Here is a 25,551-nt window from a genome sequence, read left to right on the forward strand (position 1 = left end):
TCCCGGGTGCGGAATCCGTCGTCGCGGACCACCCGCACGGGTGGCCGGAGCGCGACTGAGTTCCATGTCACAGCGGCCCCCGGACGCCCCTCACCCCGCCGCCCCGCGCGCCGTGAGCAGCCGGGATCCCGGGCCCCGCCTGCCACGACCGCCGCGGACGGCCGCCCCGCGACCCCTGCGGACCGCCCCGCCGCCCGCACGGCCTGTGACCCGTATCACCGCTCTCCTGTGATCTGCGATTTAGGGCCGCACGGCACACGGCGATAACCTGCGAGACGGACATGCCGCGTCCACGGACACCGTGTACGCCTCCCTTGTGACAGAGCAGTCACGTTGCCCTCCGCGGCACGCCCACGCAGACAACGAACCGCGATCATCAGAAAAGGGACGGACGCGCGTGGACCTGTTCGAGTACCAGGCGAGGGACCTCTTCGCCAAGCACGGTGTACCGGTGCTGGCCGGTGAAGTCATCGACACGCCTGAGGCGGCGCGCGAGGCCACCGAGCGTCTTGGCGGCAAGTCGGTCGTCAAGGCGCAGGTGAAGGTCGGCGGCCGCGGCAAGGCCGGCGGCGTGAAGCTGGCCGCCACCCCGGACGAGGCCGTCGCCCGCGCGACGGACATCCTCGGGATGGACATCAAGGGCCACACGGTCCACAAGGTGATGATCGCCGAGCTGTCCCCGGAGATCGAGGCCGAGTACTACGTCTCGTACCTCCTCGACCGCACCAACCGCACCTTCCTGGCCATGGCCTCGGTGCAGGGCGGCATGGACATCGAGGAGGTCGCGGAGAAGACCCCCGAGGCCCTCGCGAAGGTCCCCGTCAACGCCAACGACGGCGTCACCCTGGAGAAGGCCCGCGAGATCGTCGCCCAGGCGAAGTTCCCGGCCGACGTCGCCGAGGGCGTCGCCGAGGTCCTGGTCACCCTGTGGGACACCTTCGTCGCCGAGGACGCCCTCCTCGTCGAGGTCAACCCGCTGGTGAAGACCAAGGACGGCCGCATCCTGGCCCTCGACGGCAAGGTCTCCCTCGACGAGAACGCCGACTTCCGCCAGCCCGAGCACGAGGCCCTGGAGGACAAGGCGGCGGCCAACCCGCTCGAGGCCGCGGCCAAGGCCAAGGGCCTCAACTACGTCAAGCTCGACGGCGAGGTCGGCATCATCGGCAACGGCGCCGGCCTGGTCATGTCGACCCTGGACGTCGTCGCGTACGCCGGTGAGGACCACGGCGGCGTGAAGCCGGCCAACTTCCTCGACATCGGCGGCGGCGCCTCCGCCGAGGTCATGGCGAACGGCCTGGAGATCATCCTGGGCGACCCGGACGTCAAGTCCGTGTTCGTCAACGTCTTCGGCGGCATCACCGCCTGCGACGAGGTCGCCAACGGCATCGTCCAGGCCCTGGAGCTCCTCGCCTCCAAGGGCGAAGAGGTCACCAAGCCGCTGGTCGTGCGCCTCGACGGCAACAACGCCGAGCTGGGTCGCAAGATCCTGTCGGACGCCAACCACCCGCTGGTGCAGCGCGTGGACACCATGGACGGAGCGGCCGACAAGGCCGCCGAGCTCGCGGCTGCGAAGTAAGGGACGAGGGACACCAGAGCCATGGCTATCTTCCTCAACAAGGACAGCAAGGTCATCGTCCAGGGCATGACCGGTGCCACGGGCATGAAGCACACCAAGCTCATGCTGGGTGACGGCACCAACATCGTCGGCGGCGTGAACCCGCGCAAGGCCGGCACCAAGGTCGACTTCGACGGCACCGAGGTCCCGGTCTTCGGCACCGTCGCCGAGGCCATCAAGGAGACCGGCGCCGACGTCTCGGTCCTCTTCGTGCCGCCGGCCTTCGCGAAGGCCGCCGTCGTCGAGGCCATCGACGCCGAGATCCCCCTCGCGGTCGTCATCACCGAGGGCATCGCCGTCCACGACTCCGCCGCGTTCTACGCGTACGCCGTGGAGAAGGGCAACAAGACCCGCCTCATCGGCCCGAACTGCCCCGGTCTCATCACCCCGGGCCAGTCCAACGCCGGCATCATCCCGGGCGACATCACGAAGCCGGGCCGCATCGGCCTGGTCTCGAAGTCCGGCACGCTGACGTACCAGATGATGTACGAGCTCCGTGACATCGGCTTCTCGTCCGCCGTCGGCATCGGTGGCGACCCGGTCATCGGCACCACGCACATCGACGCCCTGGCGGCCTTCGAGGCCGACCCGGAGACCGACCTGATCGTCATGATCGGCGAGATCGGCGGCGACGCCGAGGAGCGTGCGGCCGACTTCATCAAGGCCAACGTCACCAAGCCGGTCGTCGGCTACGTCGCGGGCTTCACCGCGCCCGAGGGCAAGACCATGGGCCACGCCGGCGCCATCGTCTCCGGCTCCTCCGGCACCGCCCAGGCGAAGAAGGAGGCCCTGGAGGCCGCGGGCGTCAAGGTCGGCAAGACCCCGACCGAGACGGCCAAGCTGGCGCGCGCGATCCTCGCGGGCTGACACAGCCGCCACCGCACAGCGAGTGGGCCCCGCCCCTCCCGGGAAACCGGGCGGGGGCGGGGCCCACGCGCGTACGGGCCCACGCGCGTACGAGACGGAGGGCAGGTCACTCGCCTGCGGACCACTCGCGTACGGGACGGACGGATCGCCGTGCGGGGCGGTCAGCCGGCCACCGGGACCAGGCGCTCGGGGCCCGGGTTGGGCTCGGAGCGCAGGCGGTCGCGGAGTTCCACGTCCTCGGGCCTGAGCTTCTCGGGGCCGCCGCGCACCGGCACCCCGTTGACGGTCTCGCCGGGGGCGTTCACCGGGATGTACCGGGTCGGCGCCGTCACCGCCGTGAAGCCGGTCATCACGACGAGGGCCGCCGTCACGCCCACCACCGCCCGCGTCCAGGCGCGGGCCCGGTGCTCGCTGCCGGTCCGGACCGCGCGGGCCGCCGGGAGCGCCGCCGCCTCCGTGACCGGCACGTTCAGCCGCCGGCGCAGCTCCTCCGGGTCGGCGAGGCCGGGATCCCGCCGCGCGAGGACCGTGCGCGCGTGCAGCAGCCGGTGGGCGGCGGCGGGGGTGCTCGCCTCCGTCTCGGCCGCCGTGTCCGGCAGGTCGAGGCCGAGACCGTCGTAGAGCAGCACGGTGCGGCGGTACGGCGGCGGCAGTTCGAGCAGCGCCGAGACCAGCTCCCGCTCCCCCCGGCCCGCCTCGGCCGCCGGGGCGTCGGGGTGCTTGTGGGCGCGGCGCAGCCGGTGCCAGGGGGAGAGGGCGTACTCGTACGCCGTCGCCCGCACCCAGCCCACCGGGTCCGCGTCGACCGCGACCTCGGGCCAGCGGTGCCACGCCCGCTGGAAGGCGCGCTCGACGGCCTCCCGGGAGAGCGCCCGGCGCCCGGTGAGCAGATAGGCCTGGTGGACGAGGCCGGGGGCAGCGTGCGCGTACAGCGCGTCGAACGCCTCCTCGGGGGTGAGGCCCGGCACGGCCGGGCCCCCGACCGGCTCCGCCGGCTCCGGCGCCTCCGGTTTCAGGCGTTCGGACGGCATGGAGACCCCGTCACCGGCCGGTACGGGGGGAAGGACCCGCGTCGACTCGGCGTCCCGCTCGGCCTCGCTCCCCGAGGTGCTCCCGGAAGTGCTCCCCGAGGCGCTCCCGGCGGCGCTCCCGGACCGGTCGCCGGCGGGGGGCCGGGAGGAAACCGGGGAGGAGGGGGCCGAAGGAGTGAGACCGGCGGTCCCGGAGACCGCTCCCGAACCGGTGACCGTCTCCGGGTCGGTGACCGCCTCCGAACCGGTGACCGCCTCCGGGCCGGCCGGGCCGGAGGGGCCGTCCGCGCCGAGCAGGCGCGCGTACGCCTCGCGCTTGCGGCCCCGGGGCGCCGAGCGCCCGGTCTCCCACGCCTTGACCGTGGCTTTCGTGACGCCCATGGCCTCGGCGACCTGCTCCTCGCTCAGGGCGAGGGCCTCGCGCAACCTGCGCCGCTCCTTGGGGGTCGGCAGGGTGACGGAGGGGCTGGAATCCGCGGTGCTCCGGCTCATGGGCGTCGACCTCCCGCAGAGCTTCTCTGGGCGGAAAAGTACATAAACGTATATTGAGCGACACAACGGATGTTTGCCTGTTACGCGGCGAAAGCGCGTGTCGTTGGGAGCATGGCCCCGTGACCCACGTGACCGAGCACTCCCTGGTCCAGGGCGGCCGTTCCGCCGCGCTCGCCGCCGCCTGCGTCCGGGGCGGGGTCGCCGCCGGCCTCGGCCTCGGCGGCCTCGCGGTCCTGGTGATCGCGGCCTGGATCAGCTCCCCGTTCCCCGACGGCGGCCCCGGCGACGTCCTCCACGCCGCCACCGGCCTCTGGCTGCTCGCCCACGGCGTGGACCTGATCCGTACGGACACCCTCTCCGGCCCGCCCGCGCCCCTCGGAGTCGTCCCGCTCCTCCTGACCGCCCTGCCCGTCTGGCTCGTCCACCGCGCCGCCCGCGACACCCTCGACCGGGGCACCGCGGGCCGGGACCGGCCGCGCCCCTCCCCGAGCGGCGCGATCGCCTCGGTGGCCGGGGGATACCTGCTGGTCACGGCGGTGGTCGTGCTCTACAGCGAGAGCGGCCCGCTGCCCGCCGACCTGACCACGGCCGGGCTCTGGCCGCCCGCCGTCGTCGTCGGCGCGGCGGGGGCGGGGGTCTGGACGGCGCTCGGCCGCCCCTTCCCCGGGCAGCGGTGGGTGGTCCTCCCGCGCGCGGCGGGGCTCGGGCTCGTGACCCTGCTCGCCGGCGGCGCGGCGGCCGCCGCGGCCTCGCTGGCCTGGCACGCGGACCGGGCGCAGGCGGTGTTCCTCGGCCTGGCGGGGGAGTGGTCGGGACGGGCCGTGGTCCTGCTGCTCGTCCTGGCACTGCTGCCGAACGCGGCCGTGTGGGGCGCCTCGTACGGCCTCGGGCCCGGCTTCGCCCTCGGCACGGGCGCCCTCGCGACCCCGCTGGGCCTCGCCGGGGACCCGGCCGTACCGCCCTTCCCGCTCCTGGCCGCCGTACCCGCCGAGGGGCCCGGCGGCCGGCTCCAGTGGGCGGCCGTGGCGGTCCCGCTGGTCGCGACCGTGCTCCTGGGCCACCGGGTGGGCCGCTCGGCGCGAACCTGGACGGCCCGGGACACGGCGCTGACGGCACTGGGCGCGGCCGGGGCGTGCGGGGCGGCCGTCGCCGCCCTCGCGGGCGCGGCGGGCGGCCCGATCGGCTCCGGCAAGCTGTCCGCGTTCGGCCCGGTGTGGTGGCAGGCGGGCGGGGCGGTGGTGCTCTGGGGCGCCTGCGCGGGCGTTCCGGCGGCCCTGGGGGTACGGGCCTGGGGCCGCCGCGTCCCGCGGGCGGAGCGCGTACCGGCTCCGGCCCCCGCCCCGGACCTCGCGGCGACGGGCGCCGCCACCGCCCGGAAGCCCTTCCCGAAGTGGGTCCGGCGTCCGGCCTGGAGCCGGAACCCGGGCCTGAGGCCGAACCTCGACTGGGGCCGCCTCCTCCGGCGGACCGGAGCGGCGGCCGGGACCCCGGCCCCCGGCGGCGGTTCGTACGGCGATCCGTACGGCGACCCCTTCGGCGACACCGGCTACGAGCCGTACGACTTCCTCCCGGCGGCCTGGGAGCCCTCCCCGGCGCTGAAGCCGGAACCGAAATCCCAGCCCCAGCCCCAGCCCCAGTCCCGGCCGCAAACGAATCCGGAGCCGGATCCGAAAGCGGACCCGACTCCGGACGTGAAGGGCTCGGAGGGCTCGGAGGGAACCCAGGACTCCGAGAGCTCCGAGAGCTCCGAGAGCTCCAAGAACTCAAAGAACTCCGAGAACCCGGAGGACTCCGAAGCCCCCGGCGCATAGGCCCCCGCCTACTCCCGGACCCCGAAGCCCGCCCGCAGCGGCTTCGGCAGGAGGTCGTTGCAGGCCAGCTCACCCGCATGGGTGAGGGCGTCGTCACGGCACTCGTAGAAGTCGCGGTAGACGAGCTGCATGGTGAAGCCGCCCGCCACGATCGCCAGGGCCACGGCCGAGGCGACCAGACCGCTGATCGCGGCCGTCCGCATCGCCCGCGCCGGGGCGGCCACCGGGGAGGCGCCCTGCCCCGGGCCCTGCCCCGGAGTCCGTCCCGAGGGCTGGGACGCCGACTGTGACGTCGGCGACACCGCGCCGGCCCCGGCAGCCCCGCCGGCCCCGGCGGTCCCAACGGTCCCGCCGGTCCCGTCCGCCGCCCGCTGTCCGCCCTGCTTCGGCCTGGTCCGCAGCGAGCTGATCCCCCAGTAGAGACCGAGGGCGCCGAGGAGCAGCGCCAGCTCCGGGATCTCGAAGAGGGCGAAGAAGAAGGCCCACATGCCGGCGAGGATCGCGTACCGCGCCCGTCGCTGGGCCGGGTCCGTCGGATCCCAGCGGAGCTTCGGGCCGCCCCCGGACCCGCCCTGGCCCGGCCCGCCCTGCCCGCCGCCCTGACCGCCCTGGCGCTCGGGTCCGCGGCCGAAGCCGTCCTGGGAGGGGCCCGGCTGGCGCGGGCTCCAGCGGCCGTCGGACGGCCCCGGGGCGTCCGGGGTCCCGGACGCGTCGTCGTCCGGGCCCTCCGGCCGCCGCGGCTGCCACGGCTGATCCGGCCGCCCCTCGGGCGGCGGCGCGAACGGGTTGTTGTCGTCCGTGGACTGGCGTTCCGGCATCTGCTGAACGTCTTCCCTCTGTCGTCTCGACCACGGCCGCACCCGTGGTCTCCGCTGCTGTCTCGTGCTGCCCGGTACTGCTTCGTGCTGCCCAGTACCGCTCGTACCGCTTCGTGCTGTCTCGTCCGCGTACGTACACCGCTCGTCCGCCGCGCCGCCCGGCCCCCGGCCCGGCCCCGGTCCGTGGCCGGTCCGGCGCGCGTCCGGCGTCGGACCCTGACGCTACCGCCCTGCTCCGCCCCCGTCCCGCGGGGGCCGTCCGGTGTGCCGGTATCGTTGCTGACGGTCGAGCCATTCGTAGGGTTCCCCGTATCGAGCGGCACGATTCGTTCGTACGACCGCACAAACACCACGGAAAGAGTGACCCAGTGGCTGCCGCCCGCCTCGTCGTCCTGGTCTCCGGTTCCGGTACCAACCTTCAGGCCCTCCTCGACGGCATCGCCGCCGACCCCGAGGGGTACGGCGCGGAGGTCGTCGCGGTCGGCGCCGACCGCGACGGGATCGCGGGTCTGGAGCGCGCCGAGCGCGCCGGGCTCCCGACCTTCGTGTGCCGGGTGAAGGACCACGCGAGCCGCGAGGAGTGGGACCGCGCCCTGACGGAGGCCACCGCCGTGTACGAGCCCGACCTCGTCGTCTCGGCCGGCTTCATGAAGATCGTCGGCAAGGAGTTCCTCGCCCGCTTCGACGGCCGGGTCGTCAACACCCACCCGGCCCTGCTGCCCAGTTTTCCCGGTGCCCACGGGGTGCGCGACGCCCTCGCCTACGGCGCGAAGGTCACCGGGTGCACCGTCCACTTCGTCGACGACGGCGTCGACACCGGCCCGATCATCGCCCAGGGCGTGGTCGAGGTGCGGGAGACGGACGATGAAGCCGCTCTGCACGAGCGCATCAAGGAAGTCGAGCGCTCGCTGCTCGTCGACGTCGTGGGGCGTCTCGCCCGGCACGGCTACCGCATTGAGGGACGAAAGGTTCATGTCGGTGAACACGGACACCGTTAAGCCCATCCGCCGCGCGCTGGTCAGCGTCTACGACAAGACGGGGCTCGAAGAGCTGGCCCGCGGCCTGCACGAGGCCGGTGTCGAGCTCGTCTCCACCGGCTCCACCGCCGGGAAGATCGCCGCGGCCGGCGTTCCCGTCACCAAGGTCGAGGAGCTGACCGGCTTCCCCGAGTGCCTGGACGGGCGCGTCAAGACCCTGCACCCGCGCGTGCACGCCGGCATCCTCGCCGACCTGCGCCTGGAGTCGCACCGCGAGCAGCTCGCCGAGCTGGGCGTGGAGCCGTTCGACCTGGTCGTCGTGAACCTCTACCCGTTCCGCGAGACGGTCGCCTCCGGCGCCACCCCGGACGAGTGCGTCGAGCAGATCGACATCGGCGGCCCGTCCATGGTCCGCGCCGCCGCGAAGAACCACCCGTCCGTGGCCATCGTCACCAGCCCCGAGCGGTACGCCGACGTGCTCGCCGCCGTCCGGTCCGGCGGCTTCGACCTGACCGCCCGCAAGCGGCTCGCGGGCGAGGCCTTCCGGCACACGGCCGCCTACGACGTGGCCGTGGCCTCCTGGTTCGCCGCCGACTACGCCGCCGCCGACGACAGCGGCTTCCCGGACTTCCTGGGCGCCACGTACGAGCGGAAGAACGTCCTGCGGTACGGCGAGAACCCGCACCAGGGCGCCGCCCTCTACGTCGACGGGACGGGCGGCCTCGCCGAGGCCGAGCAGCTCCACGGCAAGGAGATGTCCTACAACAACTACACGGACACCGACGCCGCGCGCCGGGCCGCGTACGACCACGACGAGCCCTGCGTCGCGATCATCAAGCACGCCAACCCGTGCGGCATCGCGATCGGCGCCGACGTCGCCGAGGCCCACCGCAAGGCGCACGCCTGCGACCCGCTGTCCGCGTTCGGCGGCGTCATCGCCGTCAACCGCCCGGTGACGGTCGAGCTGGCCGAGCAGGTCGCCGAGATCTTCACCGAGGTCATCGTCGCCCCCGCCTACGAGGACGGCGCGGTCGAGGTCCTGGCCAGGAAGAAGAACATCCGGGTGCTGCGCGCCGAGGGCGCCCCGGCCAACCCGGTCGAGGTCAAGACGGTCGACGGCGGCGCCCTCCTCCAGGTCACCGACCGCCTCCAGGCCGACGGCGACGACCCGGCGCACTGGACCCTCGCCACCGGCGACGCCCTCTCCGCCGAGGAGCTGGCCGAGCTGTCCTTCGCCTGGAAGGCCTGCCGCGCGGTCAAGTCCAACGCGATCCTGCTCGCCAAGGACGGCGCCTCGGTCGGCGTCGGCATGGGCCAGGTCAACCGCGTCGACTCCGCGAAGCTGGCCGTCGAGCGGGCGGGCGAGGAGCGGGCGCGCGGCTCGTACGCCGCCTCCGACGCCTTCTTCCCCTTCCCCGACGGCCTGGAGATCCTCACCGCGGCCGGCGTGAAGGCGGTCGTGCAGCCCGGCGGCTCGGTCCGCGACGAGCTGGTCGTCGAGGCGGCGGCCAAGGCCGGCGTGACGATGTACTTCACGGGCACCCGCCACTTCTTCCACTGACGCGCGGCCACGTGGCGCGGACGGCCCGCCGACCTTCCCGGGAGGTCGGCGGGCCGTCCGCGTCGTGTCGGCGGATCAGCCGATCGAACGGTCTCTGTTCTAATGGGTTGCTCTTCTGTCGGCCGCTGCTCATGGGGGCGTGATGTTGGACGTGGGGAACAAGTCCCCCGAGGAGGCCGTCGAGGACGCCGAGGCCGTCGAGGGTGCCGCCGGGACTCCGGGCGCCGTCATCCCCGCTCCCGCGAGCGCCCCGGACGCTCCCGGGACCCCGGACGCCCCGGACGCCGCCGGTGCCGAGGCCCCCACCGGCCTCTCTCCCGCCCCCCTCCGCCCGTACCTGATCGTCGCGGGCGTCCTGTGCGCCCTCTACTTCCTGTACTCCTGGGTGCAGTACGCGTACTTCCGGACCCCCTCCTGGGACCTCGGGATCTTCGGGCAGTCCGTCCGCGCGTACGCCGAGTTCCGGGCGCCGGTCGTCGACATAAAGGGGCCCGGCTTCCCGATCCTCGGGGACCACTTCAGCCCGGTCACCGCCCTGCTCGCACCGCTGTACTGGATCTGGCCCTCGCCGGTCGCCCTGCTCTTCGCGCAGGCCGCGCTCTTCGCCGCCTCGTCCGTCGTCGTCGGCCGCACCGCGCAGCAGGTCCTCGGCAGCCGGGCCGCCGGCCTCGGGCTCGCGATCGCGTACGGGCTCTCCTGGGGGCTCCAGGAGGCGGTGAGGTCCGACTTCCACGAGATCGCCTTCGCCGTCCCGCTGCTCGCCCTGACCTGCCGGGCCCTGATCCTCGGCCGCTGGTCCCTGGCCGCCTCCTGGGCGATCCCGCTGATCCTCGTCAAGGAGGACATGGGGCTCACCGTCGCGATGGTCGGCGCGGTCCTCTTCCTCAAGGGGAGCAGGCGGCTCGGCGCCGCCCTGGCCGCCTTCGGCGTCTCCGCCTTCGCCCTCACGGTCCTCGTCCTGATCCCGGCGGCGAGCAGCCTCGGCCAGTACGACTACTGGTCCAAGATCGAGAAGACGGGCGAGGGGGCCGACACCTCCTTCGGGCAGGTCGTCGGCGACGCCCTCGCCTCGGGCGAGCGCTGGGAGATGGTCCTCTACCTGCTCGCGATCACCGGCTTCCTCGCCCTGCGCTCCCCGCTGGTCCTGCTCGTCCTGCCGACCCTGGGCTGGCGCTTCCTCTCCCAGGACCCCAACCACTGGGGCATGCACTGGCACTACAGCGCGGTCCTCATGCCGGTCGTCCTCCTGGCCCTGGTGGACGGCGCCCGCGCGGTGCGCACCTCGCCGCGCGCCTGGCTCGTCTCGTACGGGAGGGTCGTCGTCCCGGTGGCGACGGCGGTCGCGCTCGTCCTCGCCGCGAACCTGCCGCTGCGGGAGCTCCTGAAGCCGGAGACGTACCGGGCGGACGCGCGGGTCGCGCAGGCCCGGGAGGCGCTGGCGGCGGTGCCGGAGGGGGCGAGCGTGGAGACGGACGTCTCGCTCCTCGCCCACCTGACGGCGGACCACCGGGTCTACTGGGCCGGGACCTCCGGGGACGTCGACCCCGACTACCTGGTCTACGACCTGCGCGGCTGGTCGCAGCAGGTCTCGGATCCGGTGCGGCTGGCTTCGCAACTGCATCCGCGGGCGCGGTACGCGCTCACGCACCGCTCCGAGGGGTTCGCGGTCCTGCGCAGGACGTGACGGGCCGGACGCGCCCGAGGGGCCGGGCTCCGTACCGGGAAGGGGTACGGAGCCCGGCCCCTCGGGCTCTCGCGGGCGACGGCGCCGTCAGTACCGCGGGCTGTTGCGCTTGAACCAGGCCGCGGCGTCCGACTTCGCGTAGAAGACGATGATCAGGATGCCGAGCACGAGGCTGACCAGGGCGAAGAGGTTCGCGCCCAGCAGGTTGACGACGCTGCCGAGGGTCGTGAGCGATCCGTAGACGATCGCGGAGATGCGGATGCCGTTGCCGCCGGAGGCGGACTTGGCGGCCATGACGATCGCCCAGACGCCGAAGGCGAGGACGAAGACGCCGATGACGACGAAGACGCCGGTGACCGCGGTCGCGGCGCCGTCGGTGTTGTTGAACTCGGTCGACTCCTCCGCCATCCGGTCGGCGATCCAGCCGCCCGCGATCATCATGACGATGCCGCCCAGGACCTGGAGGACGCCGAGGATCCACAGCATCACGCGGCCGGCCTTCACGCCGCCGGGCATCGTGGCGACCGCGCCCGGATAGCCGCCGTACGGGGAGACCGGCGGGGCCGCCGGGTAGCCGTAACCCTGCTGCGGCACGCCCTGCGGGGCCTGCTGCGGGTAGCCGTACCCCGGCTGCTGGCCCTGCGGGTAGCCGTAGCCGGGCTGCTGCCCCTGACCCTGGCCCTGTCCCTGGCCGTAGGGGTTGTTCGGGTCGCCGAAGCTCATCGCGGGATTCCTCCGTGAATTTCTCTGTGCGGGGACGACGCGGCCCGCGCGGAGGACCTTCACGGCATTTGAGCGGATTTCCCCCCGGCACTTTCCGCGGTACTACGCGGATCATCGTTGTCGCAAGGGCGAGTTCTTGTCCAGTCGATACGTCACGGAGTTGTGCAAGTGCAACCTTCCGTTCCGCTTTCCGGAACCCCCGGCGCCGGCGAATTGGAAGAAGCCGGGGGGCATCCGGGAAGATGGCTCCATGAGCGCCCAGATTCTCGATGGCAAGGCCACCGCAGCCGCGATCAAGTCCGATCTGACCGCCCGTGTGGCGGCCCTCAGGGAGAAGGGCGTCACGCCCGGACTCGGCACCGTCCTCGTCGGCGACGACCCGGCCAGCCAGAAGTACGTGGCCGGAAAGCACCGCGACTGCGCGGAGGTCGGCCTCGCCTCCCTCCAGCGCACGCTGCCCGGCACCGCCACGCAGGAGGAGATCGAGGCGGTCGTGCGGGAGCTCAACGAGGACCCGGCCTGCACCGGTTACATCGTGCAGCTCCCGCTGCCCAAGGGCATCGACGAGAACCGCGTCCTGGAGCTGATGGACCCGGAGAAGGACGCGGACGGGCTCCACCCGGCCAACCTGGGCCGCCTGGTGCTCAACGAGCCCGCCCCGCTGCCCTGCACGCCCAACGGCGTCATCACCCTGCTGCGCCGCCACGGCGTGGAGATCAACGGCGCCGAGGTCGTGGTCGTCGGGCGCGGCGTCACCATCGGGCGCTCGATGCCGCTGCTGCTCACCCGCCGCTCCGAGAACGCGACCGTGACCCAGTGCCACACCGGCACCCGGGACCTCGCGGCGCACCTGCGCAACGCCGACATCGTCGTCGCGGCGGCCGGGGTCCCGCACCTGATCAAGCCCGAGGACATCAAGCCGGGCGCGGCCGTCCTCGACGTCGGCGTCTCGCGCAACGCCGAGGGGAAGATCGTCGGCGACGTGCACCCGGGCGTCGCCGAGGTCGCCGGCTGGATCTCCCCGAACCCGGGCGGCGTGGGCCCGATGACCCGTGCCCAGCTCCTCGTCAACGTCGTCGAGGCCGCCGAGCGCGCGGCCGCGGCGCTCTGACGTGACGTCCGGGAGCCTCCGGATGCGACGCGGACCGCGGCGGCCGCCCACCGTCACCACCGACACCGCGCGCCCCGAGGGCGGCGGGCGTGCCGCGCCCGGCGCCGCTCCGGCGCCCGCGCGCCAGTGGCCGCTGATCGCGGTCCTCTGCGTCGCCGGGACCGGACTGCTCGTGGTGGGCGCGGACGCGTTCCCGCAGTCCTTCCGCGTGGGGGCGATCCTGGTCGGGGCCGCGCTCCTGCTCGGCGCCGTGCTGCGGCGGACGGTGCCGTCCGTGGGCATGCTGGCGGTCCGGTCCCGCTTCACCGACATGATCACGTACGGGGTGATGGGCGGCCTGATCGTGCTGCTCGCGCTCATGGTGCAGCCGGGGCCCTGGCTGCGGATCCCGTTCCTGGAGGACGTCCTCCACCTGACGGTGACGTAGGGCCCGTACGCGCACGGACGCGGCGCCCGCCCTCTCCCCCGTGGGAGGGCGGGCGCCGTCGTGATCAAGGGTCATGGACGCGCCAATGCCGGTTCAAGGCCCGTCGGCGCGCTGTGGCACGGAAGTGACCATTCCGGTACGTCGTCACCCGCGCGGGGCGCGCGTCGCCCCCGGAGCGGCCGTCCTCCGACGTGACGGACGAGGGGGTCGTACATGCCCGGCTGGAAGGCGCTTCCGGAGCAACTCGGCCCGGAGGCCCGCGCGTCCACGGAGCGGATCCGGCGTCTGACCGACCGCGGCGGCCCGGGCGCGGTGACCGCCGCCGGGCGCACCGGGCACGAACGGGCCGCGTGCGACGCCGAGGCCATGGAGCGCGGCGGCCCCCTCGCCGTCACCGTCGACCGCGTCCGCGCCGCCGCCCCGCGGACGTCCGCACGCGCCGTCCTCGTGGACGGCACCGGGGGTTGCGCGGCGGGCCGGTGGGACGGCCCGCGCGGACGGGTGGCAGTGAGCCGGACCACAAAGGGGTGGGGATTCAGGAGGGCCCGGGTCGGATAGCCTGACCGCTGGATATCTCTTCACGTCGAGACACCGATCGATCAAGAGGGGTATCCCGCACCAGGGGCAGGGACCCCCACCGCCAAGCTGTCTTACGGAGATCGCCATGACCCGCACTCCCGTGAATGTCACCGTGACCGGCGCGGCCGGCCAGATCGGCTACGCGCTGCTCTTCCGCATCGCCTCCGGCCACCTGCTCGGCGCGGACGTGCCGGTCAAGCTCCGCCTCCTCGAGATCCCGCAGGGCGTCAAGGCCGCCGAGGGCACCGCCATGGAGCTCGACGACTGCGCGTTCCCGCTGCTCAAGGGCATCGACATCTTCGACGACCCGAACCAGGGCTTCGAGGGCGCCAACGTCGCGCTGCTCGTCGGCGCCCGCCCCCGCACCAAGGGCATGGAGCGCGGCGACCTGCTCGCGGCCAACGGCGGCATCTTCAAGCCGCAGGGCAAGGCCATCAACGACCACGCCGCGGACGACATCAAGGTCCTCGTCGTCGGCAACCCGGCCAACACCAACGCCCTGATCGCCCAGGCCGCCGCCCCGGACGTCCCGGCCGAGCGCTTCACCGCGATGACCCGCCTGGACCACAACCGCGCGCTGTCCCAGCTCGCCGCCAAGACCGGCGCCTCCGTCGAGGACATCAAGCGCCTCACCATCTGGGGCAACCACTCCGCGACCCAGTACCCGGACGTCTTCCACGCGGAGATCGCCGGCAAGAACGCCGCCGAGGTCGTCAGCGACGAGGCGTGGCTGGCCGACACCTTCATCCCGACCGTCGCCAAGCGCGGCGCCGCGATCATCGAGGCCCGTGGCGCGTCCTCCGCCGCCTCCGCCGCCAACGCCGCCATCGACCACGTCCACACCTGGGTCAACGGCACCGCCGAGGGCGACTGGACCTCCATGGGCGTTCCGTCGGACGGCTCCTACGGCGTCCCCGAGGGCCTCATCTCCTCCTTCCCGGTCACCACCAAGGACGGGAAGTACGAGATCGTCCAGGGCCTGGAGATCAACGACTTCTCCCGCGCCCGCATCGACGCCTCCGTCCAGGAGCTCGCCGAGGAGCGCGACGCGGTCCGCGAGCTCGGCCTCATCTGAGCCCGCTCCCCGCGCACTTCCGGCGCCCCCGGCCCGTACGACCGACCGTACGGACCGGGGGCGCCGCCTTTTCCACCGGCGGGGGGCTCCCGCCTCGCCTATGCTGTGCCACCGGCTCCCGGTCAACTCTTCGGGAGCGACGGACAGTTCCACACCATCGGGGGAGCCTTGGCGCAGTCGTTCGTACCCCAGCAGCCCGGACAGCCACCCAGTACGCCGCCACCCGGCACGCCGCCGTCCGGCACCCCGGTGCCCGGCGCCCCACCGCCGGGCACCCACCCGTCGGCCAGCGAGGCGACCCGGCTGCTCTGCGCCGGCACGTACCTCGACGACGGCTTCCGCGACGAGGTCATCGACCAGCTCTACGTCCACGAGGAGCGCTTCGCCGCCCCCGCCCTCGGCTACGACGCGAGCCGCGTCCTCGCCCACGCGCTGCGTGCCCGCCGCGTCGAACTCGGCTGGGCCGCCGCGATCCTGGCCCTCTGGGTCGTCGCGTTCCCGCTGACCAAGGGCCTGGTCGTCCTCCTCGTCGTGCCCTTCCTGCTGCTCGGGGTCGCCCGCTGGATCCGCGGCCGGGCCACCACCGCCGCCACCCCGGTCTACCGCCTCGTCCCCGCCTTCGTCCTGCGCTGGTACGGGCGGTTCATGCTCTTCCAGGGCGCGGTGTTCCTCCTCCTCCTGGCCCTCGGCGACGAGGAGGACCGCTGGGAGCTCCTCGGCGACCTCTCCGAGGCGGGCGAGTTCCTCGGCGCCCTGGCGCTGCTCGCCGCCGAGGAGGTGTGGGGCGTCGGCCGGCTGGAGGCGTGGATCGCGATCGCGGTGCCGCTGCTCGTGGCCTGGGCGGTGGCCGTCCAGCGCGGCCAGTTCGCCCGCGCGCTCACCCAGGAGCTCTCCCGGGCGCGCTTCCCCGACCAGCGCGCCGACCCGGCCGAGCAGACCGAGGGCGCCCGCTCCCGCCGGCTGCGCGACCGCATCCGGATCGAGCAGCACGCGCGGCTCATCATGTACGGGGCGGACGACCCGTTCTGCGGCGCCGGCGAACCGTACGAGCCCTGGTCGCTCTCCATCGAGCTGCGCCCCCGCAAGGACCTCGACGGCAAGGCGCCCGAACCGCTCGACAACAGCGCCATCATGCGGCACGTCGTCCCGCTCGTGGAGGCGCTGCGGGTGCCCTCCCCGCACGGCTCGCCGCAGATCCAGGCGGCCGTGCGGGACCGGCTGCGCGACCTGGAGATCGACGAGGTCGTCTTCCTGCCCGTCGACGGCCTCCCGGACCGCACCGCCGCCCCGTACACCCCCGAGGGCTTCGAGACGCACCGCTCGGGCTCCATCGAGGAGGGCGGCGAGACCCGCCGCCACTTCCTGCGCATCCGGGTCGGCGGCTGGGGCGAGGAGATCGTCACCACCGTCTTCGTCCGCGTCCACACGCAGGGCGGCATGCTGATGCTGGAGGTCGCCCCGCACGTCCTGCGGCCCGTGAAGCCGCTCTACCGGTACGCCGACCGGATCGCCCACCGCTACCGGCACAACCACCACTTCGGCAAGGCCGTCTGGGCCCTCGGCCAGACCCCGCGCTCCGCCGGGCGGGCCCTCGTCACCCTCTGGCGCTCGCTCGGCCACGCCTGGCGGCTGCTCACCGCGGGCCACGCCCACGCGCTGCCCGAGGGGCCCGAGGTCTCGGTCCGCGAGCTCGGCTCCGACGACGAGGCCTCCCTGTTCCAGGAGATGGACGTCAGCCGCTACCTGAAGAGCGTCCAGGACCGGGTCGCGAACGGCGTGACGGTCGCGCTCCGCGAAGCCGGTTACGAGACCGCCGAGTTCGAGCAGAAGATCGTCCACGTGGCCGAGGGCGGCACCTTCATCGAGAACACCAAGGGCAACGTGACCCTCGGCAACCACAACACCGTCACCAACAAGTCCTTCACCACCCCGACGCCCGGAGGCAACCGTGGCTGACACCGACGACACCCCGCGCCGCGACGGCATCCAGGTCTCCAACACCGGCGGCAACGTCACCATCGGCGACCACAACACCGTCACCAGCACCGTGACCGGGAACCAGCCGTCCCGCGACCCCCTCCAGGAGGAGCTGCTCCTGGCGATCCGCCGCCTGCGCGGTGACCTGGGGGGCGTCGTCGCCTCCGAGCAGACGGCCGCCCTGGACGCCGAACTCTCCGACGCGGAGGACGAGATCGAGGGCACCGGCCGCGCGGGCACCGGCCGTCTCACCCGGCTGCGCCGGGCCCTCGCGGACGCCGGGGCCGTGACCGGCATCCTCGCCTCGGGCGTGGCCGTGGGGCAGGCCGTCGGCGCGCTCCTCGGAGGGTGAGATGAGCGGGTACGGGGGAGGCGGGGGCGGCGGGGCCCGCTGGAACGACGAGACGCAGAGCTGGGAGACGGGCGCCCCGGCGCCCGCGCCCGGGCCCGTCGGCGGGAGCGGCCCGCTCCTCCCGCCGCTGCCGCCGCCCCCGCCGCCGACCGCGCCGGAGTACGAATCGGAGGACGGGCCGGAGCACACCCTCGCGTACGAGACGCGGCACGGGCCCCGGTACGTACCGGAGGCGGGCGGCTGGCAGTACGCGCCGCCCCCGCCCCCGCCGCCCCGGTCCTCCGCGCGGACGGCGGTCGTGGCCGGGGTGGCCGCGGCCGTCCTGGCGGCGGGGTCCGTCGGCGGCTGGCTGCTCTGGGGCGGGGGTGACGACGGGAAGGCCCCGACGGCGGGCCCGCCGGCCTCGGTGTCGGCGCCGGACCCGGCCTCGGCCTCCGGGGAGACGGCGGAGCCGACCTCCGACACGCCCACGCCCACGTCCACGGGTGACGTGCCCCCGCCCGGCTACCGGACGGTGAAGGACCTCAAGAGCTTCACGATCGCGATCCCCGAGGACTGGAACCGAACCGAGTCCGACCAGGGCGTCTTCTACAACGCGCCGGACGGCCGGAGCCTCCTCCAGGTCTTCGTGGTCTCCGAGGGCGGCCTGACGCCGTACGACGCCCTGCGCGGCACCTCGCAGGACGGGAGGACCACCAAGCCCGGCTACGAGGAGATCAGCCTCGAACGGGTCACCGGCGAACCGGACGCCCCGGCCGACGCCGCCGAGCTGGTGTACGCGTACGACCGCGACGGGGGCCGCCGCAAGGTGGTCGACCGGGCGTTCACGGCGGCGGACGGCAACCACTACGCGATCCTGGCCGCGGGCCCGGAGGAGGACTGGCCGAAGCAGCGCGAGGTGCTCCGGGTCGCCCTGGAGTTCTTCGAGCCGGGCGCGTACTGACCCCTGGCTAGGGGGCGCCCGGCTCGTAGTGGCCGGGCGTCATCCGGGTGGTGACGCCGATCCGGTTCCAGGCGTTGATGGTGACGATCGCGGCGATCACCCGGGCCAGCTCGGTCTCGTCGAAGTGCGCGGCGGCGAGCGCGTACACCTCGTCGGGCACGAAGCCGTCGGTGAGGACGGTGACGGCCTCGGTCAGGGCGAGCGCCGCGAGCTCCCGCTCGGTGTAGAAGTGCCGGGACTCCTCCCAGGCGGAGAGCTGCACGATCCGCTCGACGCTCTCGCCCTCCGCGAGGGCGTCCTTGCTGTGCATGTCCACGCAGAACGCGCAGTGGTTGACCTGCGAGGCCCGGATCTTGATCAGGTGGTAGAGGGTCGGGTCGACGTCCTTGGCCGCGGCCGTCTCCAGGCGGATCATCGCCCGGTAGAACTCGGGGACCCGCTCGGCGAAGGGCATCCGGGGCGCGTGCTCGTGGGCACGCTCGACGGGGGTGTGCGTACTGGTCATGCCGTCCACACTAGGAGCCGGTTGGCGCAGGGGTATGGTCCATTTCCATGGCGGACGACTGGGCCACTTTCGGGGCCGACCTCCATCTGGAACTCCGGGGGACGCGGCTGCGCGCGGGGCTCATGGACGCCCTGCGGGAGGCGGTGCGCAGCGGGCGCCTGGCGGCGGGGACCCGGCTGCCGTCCTCCCGCTCGCTCGCCGCCGACCTGGGCACGGCCCGCAACACGGTCGCCGACGCGTACGCCGAACTGGTCGCCGAGGGCTGGCTGACCGCCCGGCAGGGCTCGGGCACGCGGGTGGCCGAGCGCGCGGAGCCCCGGGACCGGCCGCGCCACCGGCCCCCCACCGCCCCTCCGGCCACGGCCACCCCCGTCCACAACCTCAGGGCGGGCACCCCCGACCTCGCCTCCTTCCCCCGCGCCGACTGGCTCAAGGCGTACCGGCGGGCGCTCACCGCCGCCCCCGACGAGGCCTTCGGGTACGGGGACCCGCGCGGTCGCCCCGAACTGCGCACCGCGCTCGCCGAGTACCTCGCCCGCGCGCGGGGCGTGCACGCCCGGCCCGAACGGATCGTGGTCTGCGCCGGGTTCGCGCACGGCCTGACGCTGCTCGGCCAGGCGCTGCGGGAGCGCGGGGTGCGGGACGCGGCCGTGGAGTCGTACGGCCTGAGGGTCCACGCGGACGTCCTGACCCGGGCGGGCCTGGGCACCCCGCTCCTCCCCTTCGACGAACGGGGCACGGACACAGGGCAGTTGGAATTCCTCCCCGACTGCGGGGCGGTCCTGATGACGGCGGCCCACCAGTTCCCGCTCGGCGGGGCCCTGCCTCCGGACCGGCGGGCGGCCGTCGTCGACTGGGCGCGGGCGTCGGGCGGCCTGGTCCTGGAGGACGACTACGACGGCGAGTTCCGCTACGACCGGCAGCCGGTGGGGGCCCTCCAGGGCCTCGACCCGGAGCGGGTCGTGTACCTCGGCACCGCGAGCAAGTCCCTCGCCCCCGGTCTGCGCCTGGCGTGGATGGTCCTGCCGGCGGGCCTGGCGGACGAGGTGGCGGCGGCGAGGGGGACCGTGGAGCGGGCGTCGGGCGCGCCGGACCAACTGGCGTTCGCGGAGTTCCTGCGCTCGGGGGCGTACGACCGGCACGTCCGGGCGATGCGGCTGCGCTACCGGCGCCGCCGCGACCAGCTCGTGGCGGCGGTGGCGGCACACGCGCCGGAGACCCGGGTCGGCGGCATCGCGGCCGGCCTGCACGCCGTCCTCACCCTTCCCCCGGGTACCGAACGTCCCACCCTGCGGACCGCCGCCCACCACGGCCTCGCCGTCCACGGCGTCTCCCACTACCGCCGCCCCACCGCCGCCCCGGCCCCGGACGGCCTCGTCGTCGGCTACGCCACCCCGTCGGACAGCGCGTGGCCGGGGGCGCTGGAGGCGTTGTGCCGGGTGCTGCCGTGAGGGGCCCGCCGGTGCTCCGTCACTCCCGCGTACGGCCGGGACCGTCGCCGCCGTGCCCGGCGAGGATCTCCCGGGCCGCCCGCACGAGGTGCGCGTTGTCCTGGGCGGTCGAGCCGTCGGGCAGGGTCAGTACGTCTTCCAGGCCGATCCTGGTGGGCAGGCCCAGGGCGGCCGCCGTGCGCAGGACGGGCCAGGCGCCGTCGTCCTCGCCGTGCAGCAGGAGGGGTGCCGGGAGGTCGTCCCCCAGTTCACGGAGCAGGGCCGTGGCCGTGGACGCCGCCGTGGCCGGGTCGGTGTCGGTCACCTCGGCCAGGATCCGCAGCACCCGGTGGGCCCGCGGCCAGGTGCGGAACCGGCGGGCGCCGTCGGTGCCGGACCAGACGCCGGCCTCGATGCCGATCCCGCGCTCCAGCAGCGCCTCGGCCACCGCCTCGGCGCCCTCCTCGTGCCAGTTCACCGAGGCGTGGTCGGGCAGCACCGTCCAGGACCGGATCAGCTCGGCCCGCTTCCCCGGGTCCGGGACCGCCCAGGCCCCGGTGGTGACCCCGACCCGTACTCCCTCCGGCACGGCGGCACGCACCGCGCCCACCGCCTCGGCGACCGCCCGGGGCTCCAGCGAGTCGAGGCCGTCGGCCCCCCGGGGGTGGAGGTGGACGTCCTCCGCCCCGGCCTCCGCGGCGCGCGCCGCCTCGACCGCCAACTCCCCCGGGGTCACCGGGACCCGACGGTTCTCGCTCCGGCTCCGTACTCCGTTCAGGCATACCTGCAACATGGCTCGCACTCTGCCAGACGCCACCGGCGCCCTCCACGGTCCGCGGCCCCTTCCCGCACGCCGCCCCTCCTCACCCGGGCCGACGCGCATGCCCGGTCTCCGGCGCCGGTTCCGCCCCCGGCGCCTCGCCGAAGCGCGCCAGGGTCAGGGAGCCCGCCACCGCCACCGCGAAGCCGGTGACCGCGAGCCAGCCGAGGCCGGTGCGGGTGGTGTCGCCGAGCCAGGCCACGCCGACCGCCGCCGGGCCGATCGTCTCGCCGAGGACCATGCCCGCCGTCGCCGTCGTCACCGAGCCCCGCTGGAGCGCCGAGGTCAGGAGGAGGAAGGCCGCCCCGCCACCCGCCAGGAGGGCGTACAGGGCGGGGTCCGCCAGGTCGATCCCGTCGATCAGGCGGACCGCCACCTCCACCACCCCGAAGCCGAGGCCCGCGCCCAGGCCCAGGGCGAGCGCGCGCGGGCGGTCCGGCAGGCGGCCGGCCGCCGCGCCGAGCAGCAGGATCCCGAACGCGACGGCCAGGAGCGCCCAGTCCAGCGCCTCCGGGCCCGCCCGGTGGCCCTCCCGGCCCGAGGCGAGGGCCAGCATCGCGAGCCCCGCGCAGACCACCGCCACCGCCGTCCACTCCACCCGGCTCAGCCGCACCCGGAGCACCCGCGAGGCGACGACCGCCGTGACCGCCAGGCTCGCGGCGAGGGCCGCGCCCACCACGTAGATGGGCAGCGTCCGCAGGGCCACGATCTGGAGGACGAACCCCAGGCCGTCCAGGCAGAGACCGGCGAGATAGCGCCACTGCCGCACCGCCCGCCACAGCAGCGCGACGTCGACGCCGCCGCCCGTGCCCGGCTCCGCCGCGCGGGCCGCCACCGCCTGGAAGACGGACGCCGTGCCGTAACAGATGGCTGAAGCAAACGCACAAATCATCCCGAGGAGCACGAAACGACTCTAGGGCTTGCGGCCGGAAAGCAGTGGACTGGACTGGCGGTCGCGGCATGTGTGACCGTGAGGCGCGCGACCGAGGGGATCGCGACCGCGAAGGGGGAGGGTGAGAGACGTGCGGAGACTGAGGTCGAGCACGGTGGTGCTCGGCGGCATGGGCGTGCTCGCGGCGACGATCACGGCGTGCGGTTCCGAACCGGACAAGCGGTGCGTGGACCGGCTGAGCCGGGAGCAGTTGCCCCGTTACGAGTGCGAGAGCGGCAGCAGTGGCGGCTCTCCCCGCGGGTCGTACTACTACGGCGGGTCCGTCAGCGACAAGAAGGTGAGCGGCGGCAGCTTCGACAGGACCGCCGTCGACAGCGGCGGCTTCGGCTGCTCCGGTTCCGGCGGCGGCTGAGGCGGGCCCGGCACCGTGGAACGTCACACCATCGAACCCCGCCCCGACTGGCAGCGGACCGTCGAGGAGCAGGGGCTCGTCTATCCGCTGACCCGCCACCCGGACGGCTCGCTGCGCCCGTACTGGGACGAGAGCGCGTACTACTCCTTCTCCCTGCCCGAGGTCGAGGCCCTGGAGGAGGTCGTCGAGGAACTGCACGCCATGTCCCTCGCCGCCGCCGCGCACATCGTCGAGAAGGAACGTTTCGCGGACCTCGGGATCACCGACCCCCGGCTGGCCGGGCTGATCGCCGAGTCCTGGCGCCGCCGCGACGAACTCCCCTCGATCTACGGGCGGTTCGACCTGCGGTACGACGGCACCGGGCCGGCCAAGATGCTGGAGTACAACGCCGACACCCCCACCTCCCTCGTGGAGGCCGCGAGCCCGCAGTGGTTCTGGATGGAGGAGCGGTTCCCCGGCGCCGACCAGTGGAACTCCCTCCACGAGCGGCTCGTCGACGCCTGGAAGCGGCAGGCCCACCTGCTGCCGCCCGGCCCCGTCCACTTCGCGCACTCGGAGGGCGACGAGCTCGGCGAGGACCTGATGACGGTCGCGTACCTGCGCGAGACCGCCCAGCAGGCCGGCCTGGAGACCGAGGCGCTCTCCGTCGAGCAGATCGGCTGGGACCGGCTCTCGGGCCGCTTCGTCGACGACCGGCTCCGCTTCCTCCGGAGCTGCTTCAAGCTCTACCCGTGGGAGTGGCTGACCACCGACCGCTTCGGCCCGTACGTCCTGGACACCCTCGACAACGGCGGCGGCACCGGCACCACCTGCTGGATCGAGCCCGCCTGGAAGATGCTGCTCTCCAACAAGGCGCTGCTCGCGATCCTGTGGGAGCTGTACCCGGACCACCCCAACCTGCTGCCCGCCCACCTCGACGGGCCGCGCGAACTCGCCGCCACCACCGGCTGGGCCGCCAAACCGCTCCTCGGCCGCGAGGGCGAGGGCGTCACCCTGCACGAGGCCGGCACGGAGCCCTTCGTGCGCGACGGGGAGCCCTGCTGCTACCAGGGCCTCGCCCCGCTGCCCGACTTCGACGGCAACCGGGTGGTCCTCGGCGCGTGGGTCGTCGAGGGCGAGGCGGCGGGCCTCGGCATCCGGGAGTCGGCGGGGCCCGTCACCGACGAGTACGCGCGCTTCCTGCCGCACGTGATCCTGTGACGGTAGGCGAACCCATGACCGTGGATGTTCCTGCGGCGGTCACACCTTGAGAATCCGGACCGCCGGCCCGCACAGCGGCGTCAGGTCCTCGGGGTCGGACGTCAGCACGGTGACGGGGGCCCGGGCGGCGCGGGCAACGGCCGCCAGAACGGCGTCGATCGCGTACGTGTGACCGTGCAGCCGGTGTTCGCGGAGGAGGCGGGCCGCCTCGTCGGAGACCTCCCTGGTGACGGGACGGACGTCGATGCGCGACAGGACCCATAGGACCCGGGCCTGGTGGACGCGGTCGTGATCGGCCTCCAGGCGCGTCATCACCGTGGTGGCGACGCGCACGCCCTCCTCCGTGGCGGCCTGGACGAAGGCGAGGACCGTGCGGTCCTTGAGATACAGCTTGGAGAGGCCCTCGCTGTCCAGGAGCAGGGTGCCGGGCATCAGGCGGCGACCCCGCCCGCCGGACCGTCCTGGGCCGTGTCGTGGCGCAGGGCCGCCCGGGCGGCCTCGACCTCGGCGCGGGTCAGCGGATCGTGGTCGGTCTCGAAGTCGGCGACGATCTCGCGCAGCCGTTCCATCGCCAGGCGCTGTTCCAGGGCCTCCGCGACGTACGCGGAGAAGCCGCCCGGTCCGACCTGGGCGCGCACGGTCTCGGCGAGCTCCTCGGGCAGACTGATCGAATACTTCTTGCTACCGCTCATGCCGCCCATGCTACCGCTGGTAGGAAGCGCCGTGGACGGCTCGCCGAGAGCGCCGTGAGCGGCTCGCGGAGACCGGCCGCCGGGCCGGCGCGGCGCCCCCGTGCGCGCCCCGCCGCCCCGCCCCGGAACCGGGCGCCTCGCCCCCGCGGGTCCCGGCACTCCCGCCCGCCCCGGGCGTCAGTCCGCCAGCACCCCCCGCAACTGCTCCAACCCCCAGTCCAGGTCCTCCTTCGAGATCACCAGCGGCGGGGCGATCCGGATCGTCGAGCCGTGGGTGTCCTTCACCAGGACCCCCCGGTCGAGCAGCCGCTCCGAGATCTCCCGGCCCGTGCCCTTCGACGGGGCGACGTCCACCCCGGCCCACAGCCCGCGCCCCCGCACCGCCTCCACCGCGCCGCCGCCCACGAGCAGCCCCAGCTCGGCGTGGAGGTGGTCGCCCAGATCCGCCGCCCGCTCCTGGTACTCGCCCGTCCGCAGCATCGCGATCACCTCCAGGGCCACCGCGCAGGCCAGCGGGTTCCCGCCGAAGGTCGACCCGTGCTCGCCCGGCCGGAAGACCCCGAGCACGTCCCGGTCGGCCACCACCGCCGACACCGGCACCACCCCGCCGCCCAGCGCCTTCCCCAGCAGGTACACGTCCGGCACCACGCCCTCGTGGTCGCACGCGAACGTCCTCCCCGTACGGCCCAGGCCCGACTGGATCTCGTCCGCCACGAACAGCACGTTCCGCCGCCGGGTCAGCTCCCGCACCCCCGGCAGGTAGCCGGCCGGCGGCACCAGGACCCCCGCCTCGCCCTGGATCGGCTCCAGGAGCACCGCCACCGTGTTCTCCGTGACCGCCGCCTCCAGGGCCGTCAGGTCCCCGTACGGCACGATCTCGAACCCCGGCGTGTACGGCCCGAAGTGGTCCCGCGCCTCGTGGTCCGTGGAGAAGCTCACGACCGTCGTCGTCCGGCCGTGGAAGTTGTTCGCCGCCACCACGATCTTCGCGTGCCCGTCCGGCACGCCCTTCACCTCGTACCCCCACTTCCGGGCCGTCTTGACGGCCGTCTCCACCGCCTCCGCGCCCGTGTTCATCGGCAGCACCGCCTCCTTGCCGCACAGCTCCGCGAGCCGCGTGCAGAAGTCGGCGAACCGGTCGTGGTGGAAGGCCCGCGAGGTCAGCGTCACCCGCTCCAACTGGGCCTTCGCCGCGTCGATCAGACGCCGGTTGCCGTGCCCGAAGTTGAGCGCCGAGTACCCGGCGAGCAGATCGAGGTACCGACGCCCCTCGACATCGGTCATCCAGGCGCCGTCCGCCGAGGCGACGACGACCGGAAGGGGGTGGTAGTTGTGGGCGCTGTGCGCCTCCGCGGAAGCGATCGCGTCTTCTGTCCTCGACACGGGATCTCCGTTCGTCCTGCGGCCCGGGGTGGATGTGCCCCCTTTTCCTATCGTCGCTCGCATGCCGGACGGGGAAACCTCCGACACGGCAGGACCGCTACCCTGACGTCACGCACGGCGACTGGCGTACGGGGAAGCGACCCCGGGGGAGCCGTGCGCGGCAGACCGCACGAG

At 74.0% G+C, this 25,551-nt stretch carries 25 protein-coding genes; 16 read left to right on the plus strand and 9 right to left on the minus strand.

The window, feature by feature from the left end; translation table 11 throughout:
• The first annotated feature begins 397 nt into the window (after positions 1–397).
• Positions 398–1,576 carry an ADP-forming succinate--CoA ligase subunit beta gene (gene sucC / locus ACFYNX_RS16970; RefSeq protein ID WP_125662210.1) on the plus strand — a complete coding sequence of 393 codons (1,179 nt, stop codon included), beginning with the start codon at positions 398–400 and terminating at the stop codon, positions 1,574–1,576.
• A gap of 21 nt (positions 1,577–1,597) precedes the next feature.
• Positions 1,598–2,482 (plus strand): succinate--CoA ligase subunit alpha, encoded by an 885-nt coding sequence (gene sucD / locus ACFYNX_RS16975; RefSeq protein WP_030218244.1) that lies wholly within the window; start codon positions 1,598–1,600, stop codon positions 2,480–2,482.
• 161 nt (positions 2,483–2,643) lie between these two features.
• Here sucD and ACFYNX_RS16980 read toward each other — a convergent pair whose 3' ends face one another.
• The gene (locus tag ACFYNX_RS16980) at positions 2,644–4,005 is read right to left on the minus strand and encodes a helix-turn-helix domain-containing protein (protein ID WP_388662157.1); all 1,362 of its coding nucleotides are present in this window, start codon (positions 4,003–4,005) and stop codon (positions 2,644–2,646) included.
• Between the two features lie 119 nt (positions 4,006–4,124).
• On the opposite strand from ACFYNX_RS16980, the gene ACFYNX_RS16985 reads away from it, so the two are divergent.
• Entirely contained in the window at positions 4,125–5,816 is a 1,692-nt protein-coding gene (locus ACFYNX_RS16985) for a DUF6350 family protein (protein ID WP_388662159.1), read from the plus strand.
• A gap of 8 nt (positions 5,817–5,824) precedes the next feature.
• Here the strand turns inward: ACFYNX_RS16985 and ACFYNX_RS16990 are convergent, their stop codons facing one another.
• Positions 5,825–6,634, minus strand: a complete 810-nt coding sequence (locus ACFYNX_RS16990; protein ID WP_388662161.1) for a hypothetical protein — start codon at positions 6,632–6,634, stop codon at positions 5,825–5,827.
• A gap of 368 nt (positions 6,635–7,002) precedes the next feature.
• Here ACFYNX_RS16990 and purN point away from each other — a divergent pair, with 368 nt between their 5' ends.
• The 3 genes from purN to ACFYNX_RS17005 all read left to right on the plus strand — a co-directional run bounded on the left by purN (position 7,003) and on the right by ACFYNX_RS17005 (position 10,856).
• Positions 7,003–7,632, plus strand: a complete 630-nt coding sequence (gene purN / locus ACFYNX_RS16995) for a phosphoribosylglycinamide formyltransferase (protein ID WP_388662163.1) — start codon at positions 7,003–7,005, stop codon at positions 7,630–7,632.
• Complete coding sequence (purH, locus tag ACFYNX_RS17000) at positions 7,607–9,172, plus strand: bifunctional phosphoribosylaminoimidazolecarboxamide formyltransferase/IMP cyclohydrolase (RefSeq protein WP_388662165.1); 1,566 nt, start codon at positions 7,607–7,609, stop codon at positions 9,170–9,172. The genes purN and purH overlap by 26 nt, the downstream gene beginning before the upstream one ends.
• A gap of 142 nt (positions 9,173–9,314) precedes the next feature.
• Positions 9,315–10,856 (plus strand): DUF2079 domain-containing protein, encoded by a 1,542-nt coding sequence (locus ACFYNX_RS17005; RefSeq protein ID WP_365542668.1) that lies wholly within the window; start codon positions 9,315–9,317, stop codon positions 10,854–10,856.
• A gap of 87 nt (positions 10,857–10,943) precedes the next feature.
• Here the strand turns inward: ACFYNX_RS17005 and ACFYNX_RS17010 are convergent, their stop codons facing one another.
• A complete protein-coding gene (locus ACFYNX_RS17010) occupies positions 10,944–11,579 on the minus strand; it encodes a hypothetical protein (RefSeq protein ID WP_365542444.1) in 636 nt (211 codons plus the stop codon).
• A 250-nt stretch (positions 11,580–11,829) separates the two neighbouring features.
• Between ACFYNX_RS17010 and ACFYNX_RS17015 the strand changes: the two genes are divergently transcribed.
• The 7 genes from ACFYNX_RS17015 (at position 11,830) to ACFYNX_RS17045 (ending at position 18,043) form a co-directional block, all read left to right on the plus strand.
• The gene (locus ACFYNX_RS17015) at positions 11,830–12,690 is read left to right on the plus strand and encodes a bifunctional methylenetetrahydrofolate dehydrogenase/methenyltetrahydrofolate cyclohydrolase (protein WP_388662167.1); all 861 of its coding nucleotides are present in this window, start codon (positions 11,830–11,832) and stop codon (positions 12,688–12,690) included.
• A 22-nt stretch (positions 12,691–12,712) separates the two neighbouring features.
• Complete coding sequence (locus ACFYNX_RS17020) at positions 12,713–13,117, plus strand: DUF3017 domain-containing protein (protein WP_388662169.1); 405 nt, start codon at positions 12,713–12,715, stop codon at positions 13,115–13,117.
• A 213-nt stretch (positions 13,118–13,330) separates the two neighbouring features.
• The gene (locus ACFYNX_RS17025; RefSeq protein ID WP_388662171.1) at positions 13,331–13,675 is read left to right on the plus strand and encodes a hypothetical protein; all 345 of its coding nucleotides are present in this window, start codon (positions 13,331–13,333) and stop codon (positions 13,673–13,675) included.
• A gap of 106 nt (positions 13,676–13,781) precedes the next feature.
• On the plus strand, positions 13,782–14,771 hold the full coding sequence (locus ACFYNX_RS17030) for a malate dehydrogenase (RefSeq protein WP_125659861.1): 990 nt from the start codon (positions 13,782–13,784) through the stop codon (positions 14,769–14,771).
• Between the two features lie 168 nt (positions 14,772–14,939).
• Positions 14,940–16,727, plus strand: coding sequence for a hypothetical protein (locus ACFYNX_RS17035; RefSeq protein ID WP_388662173.1), 1,788 nt, complete (start codon positions 14,940–14,942; stop codon positions 16,725–16,727).
• Positions 16,720–17,100, plus strand: a complete 381-nt coding sequence (locus tag ACFYNX_RS17040; RefSeq protein ID WP_365542439.1) for a hypothetical protein — start codon at positions 16,720–16,722, stop codon at positions 17,098–17,100. Before ACFYNX_RS17035 ends, ACFYNX_RS17040 begins: the two co-directional genes overlap by 8 nt.
• Before the next feature lies 1 nt (position 17,101).
• Positions 17,102–18,043, plus strand: a complete 942-nt coding sequence (locus tag ACFYNX_RS17045; protein WP_388662175.1) for a serine/arginine repetitive matrix protein 2 — start codon at positions 17,102–17,104, stop codon at positions 18,041–18,043.
• 7 nt (positions 18,044–18,050) lie between these two features.
• Here the strand turns inward: ACFYNX_RS17045 and ACFYNX_RS17050 are convergent, their stop codons facing one another.
• On the minus strand, positions 18,051–18,548 hold the full coding sequence (locus tag ACFYNX_RS17050) for a carboxymuconolactone decarboxylase family protein (protein ID WP_388662177.1): 498 nt from the start codon (positions 18,546–18,548) through the stop codon (positions 18,051–18,053).
• A 47-nt stretch (positions 18,549–18,595) separates the two neighbouring features.
• On the opposite strand from ACFYNX_RS17050, the gene ACFYNX_RS17055 reads away from it, so the two are divergent.
• The gene (locus ACFYNX_RS17055) at positions 18,596–19,999 is read left to right on the plus strand and encodes a PLP-dependent aminotransferase family protein (protein ID WP_388662179.1); all 1,404 of its coding nucleotides are present in this window, start codon (positions 18,596–18,598) and stop codon (positions 19,997–19,999) included.
• Positions 20,000–20,018: 19 nt separating this feature from the next.
• On the opposite strand, the gene ACFYNX_RS17060 is transcribed toward ACFYNX_RS17055, so the two are convergent.
• Both ACFYNX_RS17060 and ACFYNX_RS17065 read right to left on the minus strand, forming a co-directional pair.
• Entirely contained in the window at positions 20,019–20,771 is a 753-nt protein-coding gene (locus ACFYNX_RS17060; RefSeq protein WP_388662181.1) for a 3-keto-5-aminohexanoate cleavage protein, read from the minus strand.
• A gap of 70 nt (positions 20,772–20,841) precedes the next feature.
• Positions 20,842–21,690, minus strand: coding sequence for a hypothetical protein (locus tag ACFYNX_RS17065; protein ID WP_365542429.1), 849 nt, complete (start codon positions 21,688–21,690; stop codon positions 20,842–20,844).
• A 169-nt stretch (positions 21,691–21,859) separates the two neighbouring features.
• Between ACFYNX_RS17065 and ACFYNX_RS17070 the strand changes: the two genes are divergently transcribed.
• Both ACFYNX_RS17070 and ACFYNX_RS17075 read left to right on the plus strand, forming a co-directional pair.
• Positions 21,860–22,102: a hypothetical protein gene (locus tag ACFYNX_RS17070; protein ID WP_388662565.1), complete on the plus strand. Its 243-nt coding sequence runs from the start codon at positions 21,860–21,862 to the stop codon at positions 22,100–22,102.
• Positions 22,103–22,117: 15 nt separating this feature from the next.
• Positions 22,118–23,302, plus strand: a complete 1,185-nt coding sequence (locus ACFYNX_RS17075; RefSeq protein ID WP_365542427.1) for a glutathionylspermidine synthase family protein — start codon at positions 22,118–22,120, stop codon at positions 23,300–23,302.
• A 39-nt stretch (positions 23,303–23,341) separates the two neighbouring features.
• Here ACFYNX_RS17075 and ACFYNX_RS17080 read toward each other — a convergent pair whose 3' ends face one another.
• The 3 genes from ACFYNX_RS17080 to rocD all read right to left on the minus strand — a co-directional run bounded on the left by ACFYNX_RS17080 (position 23,342) and on the right by rocD (position 25,377).
• Positions 23,342–23,734 (minus strand): type II toxin-antitoxin system VapC family toxin, encoded by a 393-nt coding sequence (locus ACFYNX_RS17080; protein WP_388662184.1) that lies wholly within the window; start codon positions 23,732–23,734, stop codon positions 23,342–23,344.
• Positions 23,734–23,994 carry a hypothetical protein gene (locus ACFYNX_RS17085; RefSeq protein ID WP_365542423.1) on the minus strand — a complete coding sequence of 87 codons (261 nt, stop codon included), beginning with the start codon at positions 23,992–23,994 and terminating at the stop codon, positions 23,734–23,736. Before ACFYNX_RS17085 ends, ACFYNX_RS17080 begins: the two co-directional genes overlap by 1 nt.
• Positions 23,995–24,171: 177 nt before the next feature.
• Complete coding sequence (gene rocD, locus ACFYNX_RS17090; protein WP_365542421.1) at positions 24,172–25,377, minus strand: ornithine--oxo-acid transaminase; 1,206 nt, start codon at positions 25,375–25,377, stop codon at positions 24,172–24,174.
• Positions 25,378–25,551 lie beyond the last annotated feature (174 nt).

Source organism: Streptomyces sp. NPDC007872, assembly GCF_042868165.1.
Taxonomy (GTDB): Bacteria; Actinomycetota; Actinomycetes; order Streptomycetales; family Streptomycetaceae; genus Streptomyces.

Excerpts from the sequence above, each read along its gene's own strand:
- sucD (WP_030218244.1), top strand. The coding sequence starts at position 1,598 with ATGGCTATCTTCCTCAACAAGGACAGCAAGGTCATCGTCCAGGGCATG.
- ACFYNX_RS16980 (WP_388662157.1), bottom strand. The coding sequence starts at position 4,005 with ATGAGCCGGAGCACCGCGGATTCCAGCCCCTCCGTCACCCTGCCGACC.
- ACFYNX_RS16990 (WP_388662161.1), bottom strand. The coding sequence starts at position 6,634 with ATGCCGGAACGCCAGTCCACGGACGACAACAACCCGTTCGCGCCGCCG.
- purH (WP_388662165.1), top strand. The coding sequence starts at position 7,607 with ATGTCGGTGAACACGGACACCGTTAAGCCCATCCGCCGCGCGCTGGTC.
- ACFYNX_RS17005 (WP_365542668.1), top strand. The coding sequence starts at position 9,315 with ATGTTGGACGTGGGGAACAAGTCCCCCGAGGAGGCCGTCGAGGACGCC.
- ACFYNX_RS17010 (WP_365542444.1), bottom strand. The coding sequence starts at position 11,579 with ATGAGCTTCGGCGACCCGAACAACCCCTACGGCCAGGGACAGGGCCAG.
- ACFYNX_RS17015 (WP_388662167.1), top strand. The coding sequence starts at position 11,830 with ATGAGCGCCCAGATTCTCGATGGCAAGGCCACCGCAGCCGCGATCAAG.
- ACFYNX_RS17020 (WP_388662169.1), top strand. The coding sequence starts at position 12,713 with ATGCGACGCGGACCGCGGCGGCCGCCCACCGTCACCACCGACACCGCG.
- ACFYNX_RS17025 (WP_388662171.1), top strand. The coding sequence starts at position 13,331 with ATGCCCGGCTGGAAGGCGCTTCCGGAGCAACTCGGCCCGGAGGCCCGC.
- ACFYNX_RS17030 (WP_125659861.1), top strand. The coding sequence starts at position 13,782 with ATGACCCGCACTCCCGTGAATGTCACCGTGACCGGCGCGGCCGGCCAG.
- ACFYNX_RS17045 (WP_388662175.1), top strand. The coding sequence starts at position 17,102 with ATGAGCGGGTACGGGGGAGGCGGGGGCGGCGGGGCCCGCTGGAACGAC.
- ACFYNX_RS17050 (WP_388662177.1), bottom strand. The coding sequence starts at position 18,548 with ATGACCAGTACGCACACCCCCGTCGAGCGTGCCCACGAGCACGCGCCC.
- ACFYNX_RS17055 (WP_388662179.1), top strand. The coding sequence starts at position 18,596 with ATGGCGGACGACTGGGCCACTTTCGGGGCCGACCTCCATCTGGAACTC.
- ACFYNX_RS17060 (WP_388662181.1), bottom strand. The coding sequence starts at position 20,771 with ATGTTGCAGGTATGCCTGAACGGAGTACGGAGCCGGAGCGAGAACCGT.
- ACFYNX_RS17065 (WP_365542429.1), bottom strand. The coding sequence starts at position 21,690 with ATGATTTGTGCGTTTGCTTCAGCCATCTGTTACGGCACGGCGTCCGTC.
- ACFYNX_RS17070 (WP_388662565.1), top strand. The coding sequence starts at position 21,860 with ATGGGCGTGCTCGCGGCGACGATCACGGCGTGCGGTTCCGAACCGGAC.
- ACFYNX_RS17080 (WP_388662184.1), bottom strand. The coding sequence starts at position 23,734 with ATGCCCGGCACCCTGCTCCTGGACAGCGAGGGCCTCTCCAAGCTGTAT.
- ACFYNX_RS17085 (WP_365542423.1), bottom strand. The coding sequence starts at position 23,994 with ATGAGCGGTAGCAAGAAGTATTCGATCAGTCTGCCCGAGGAGCTCGCC.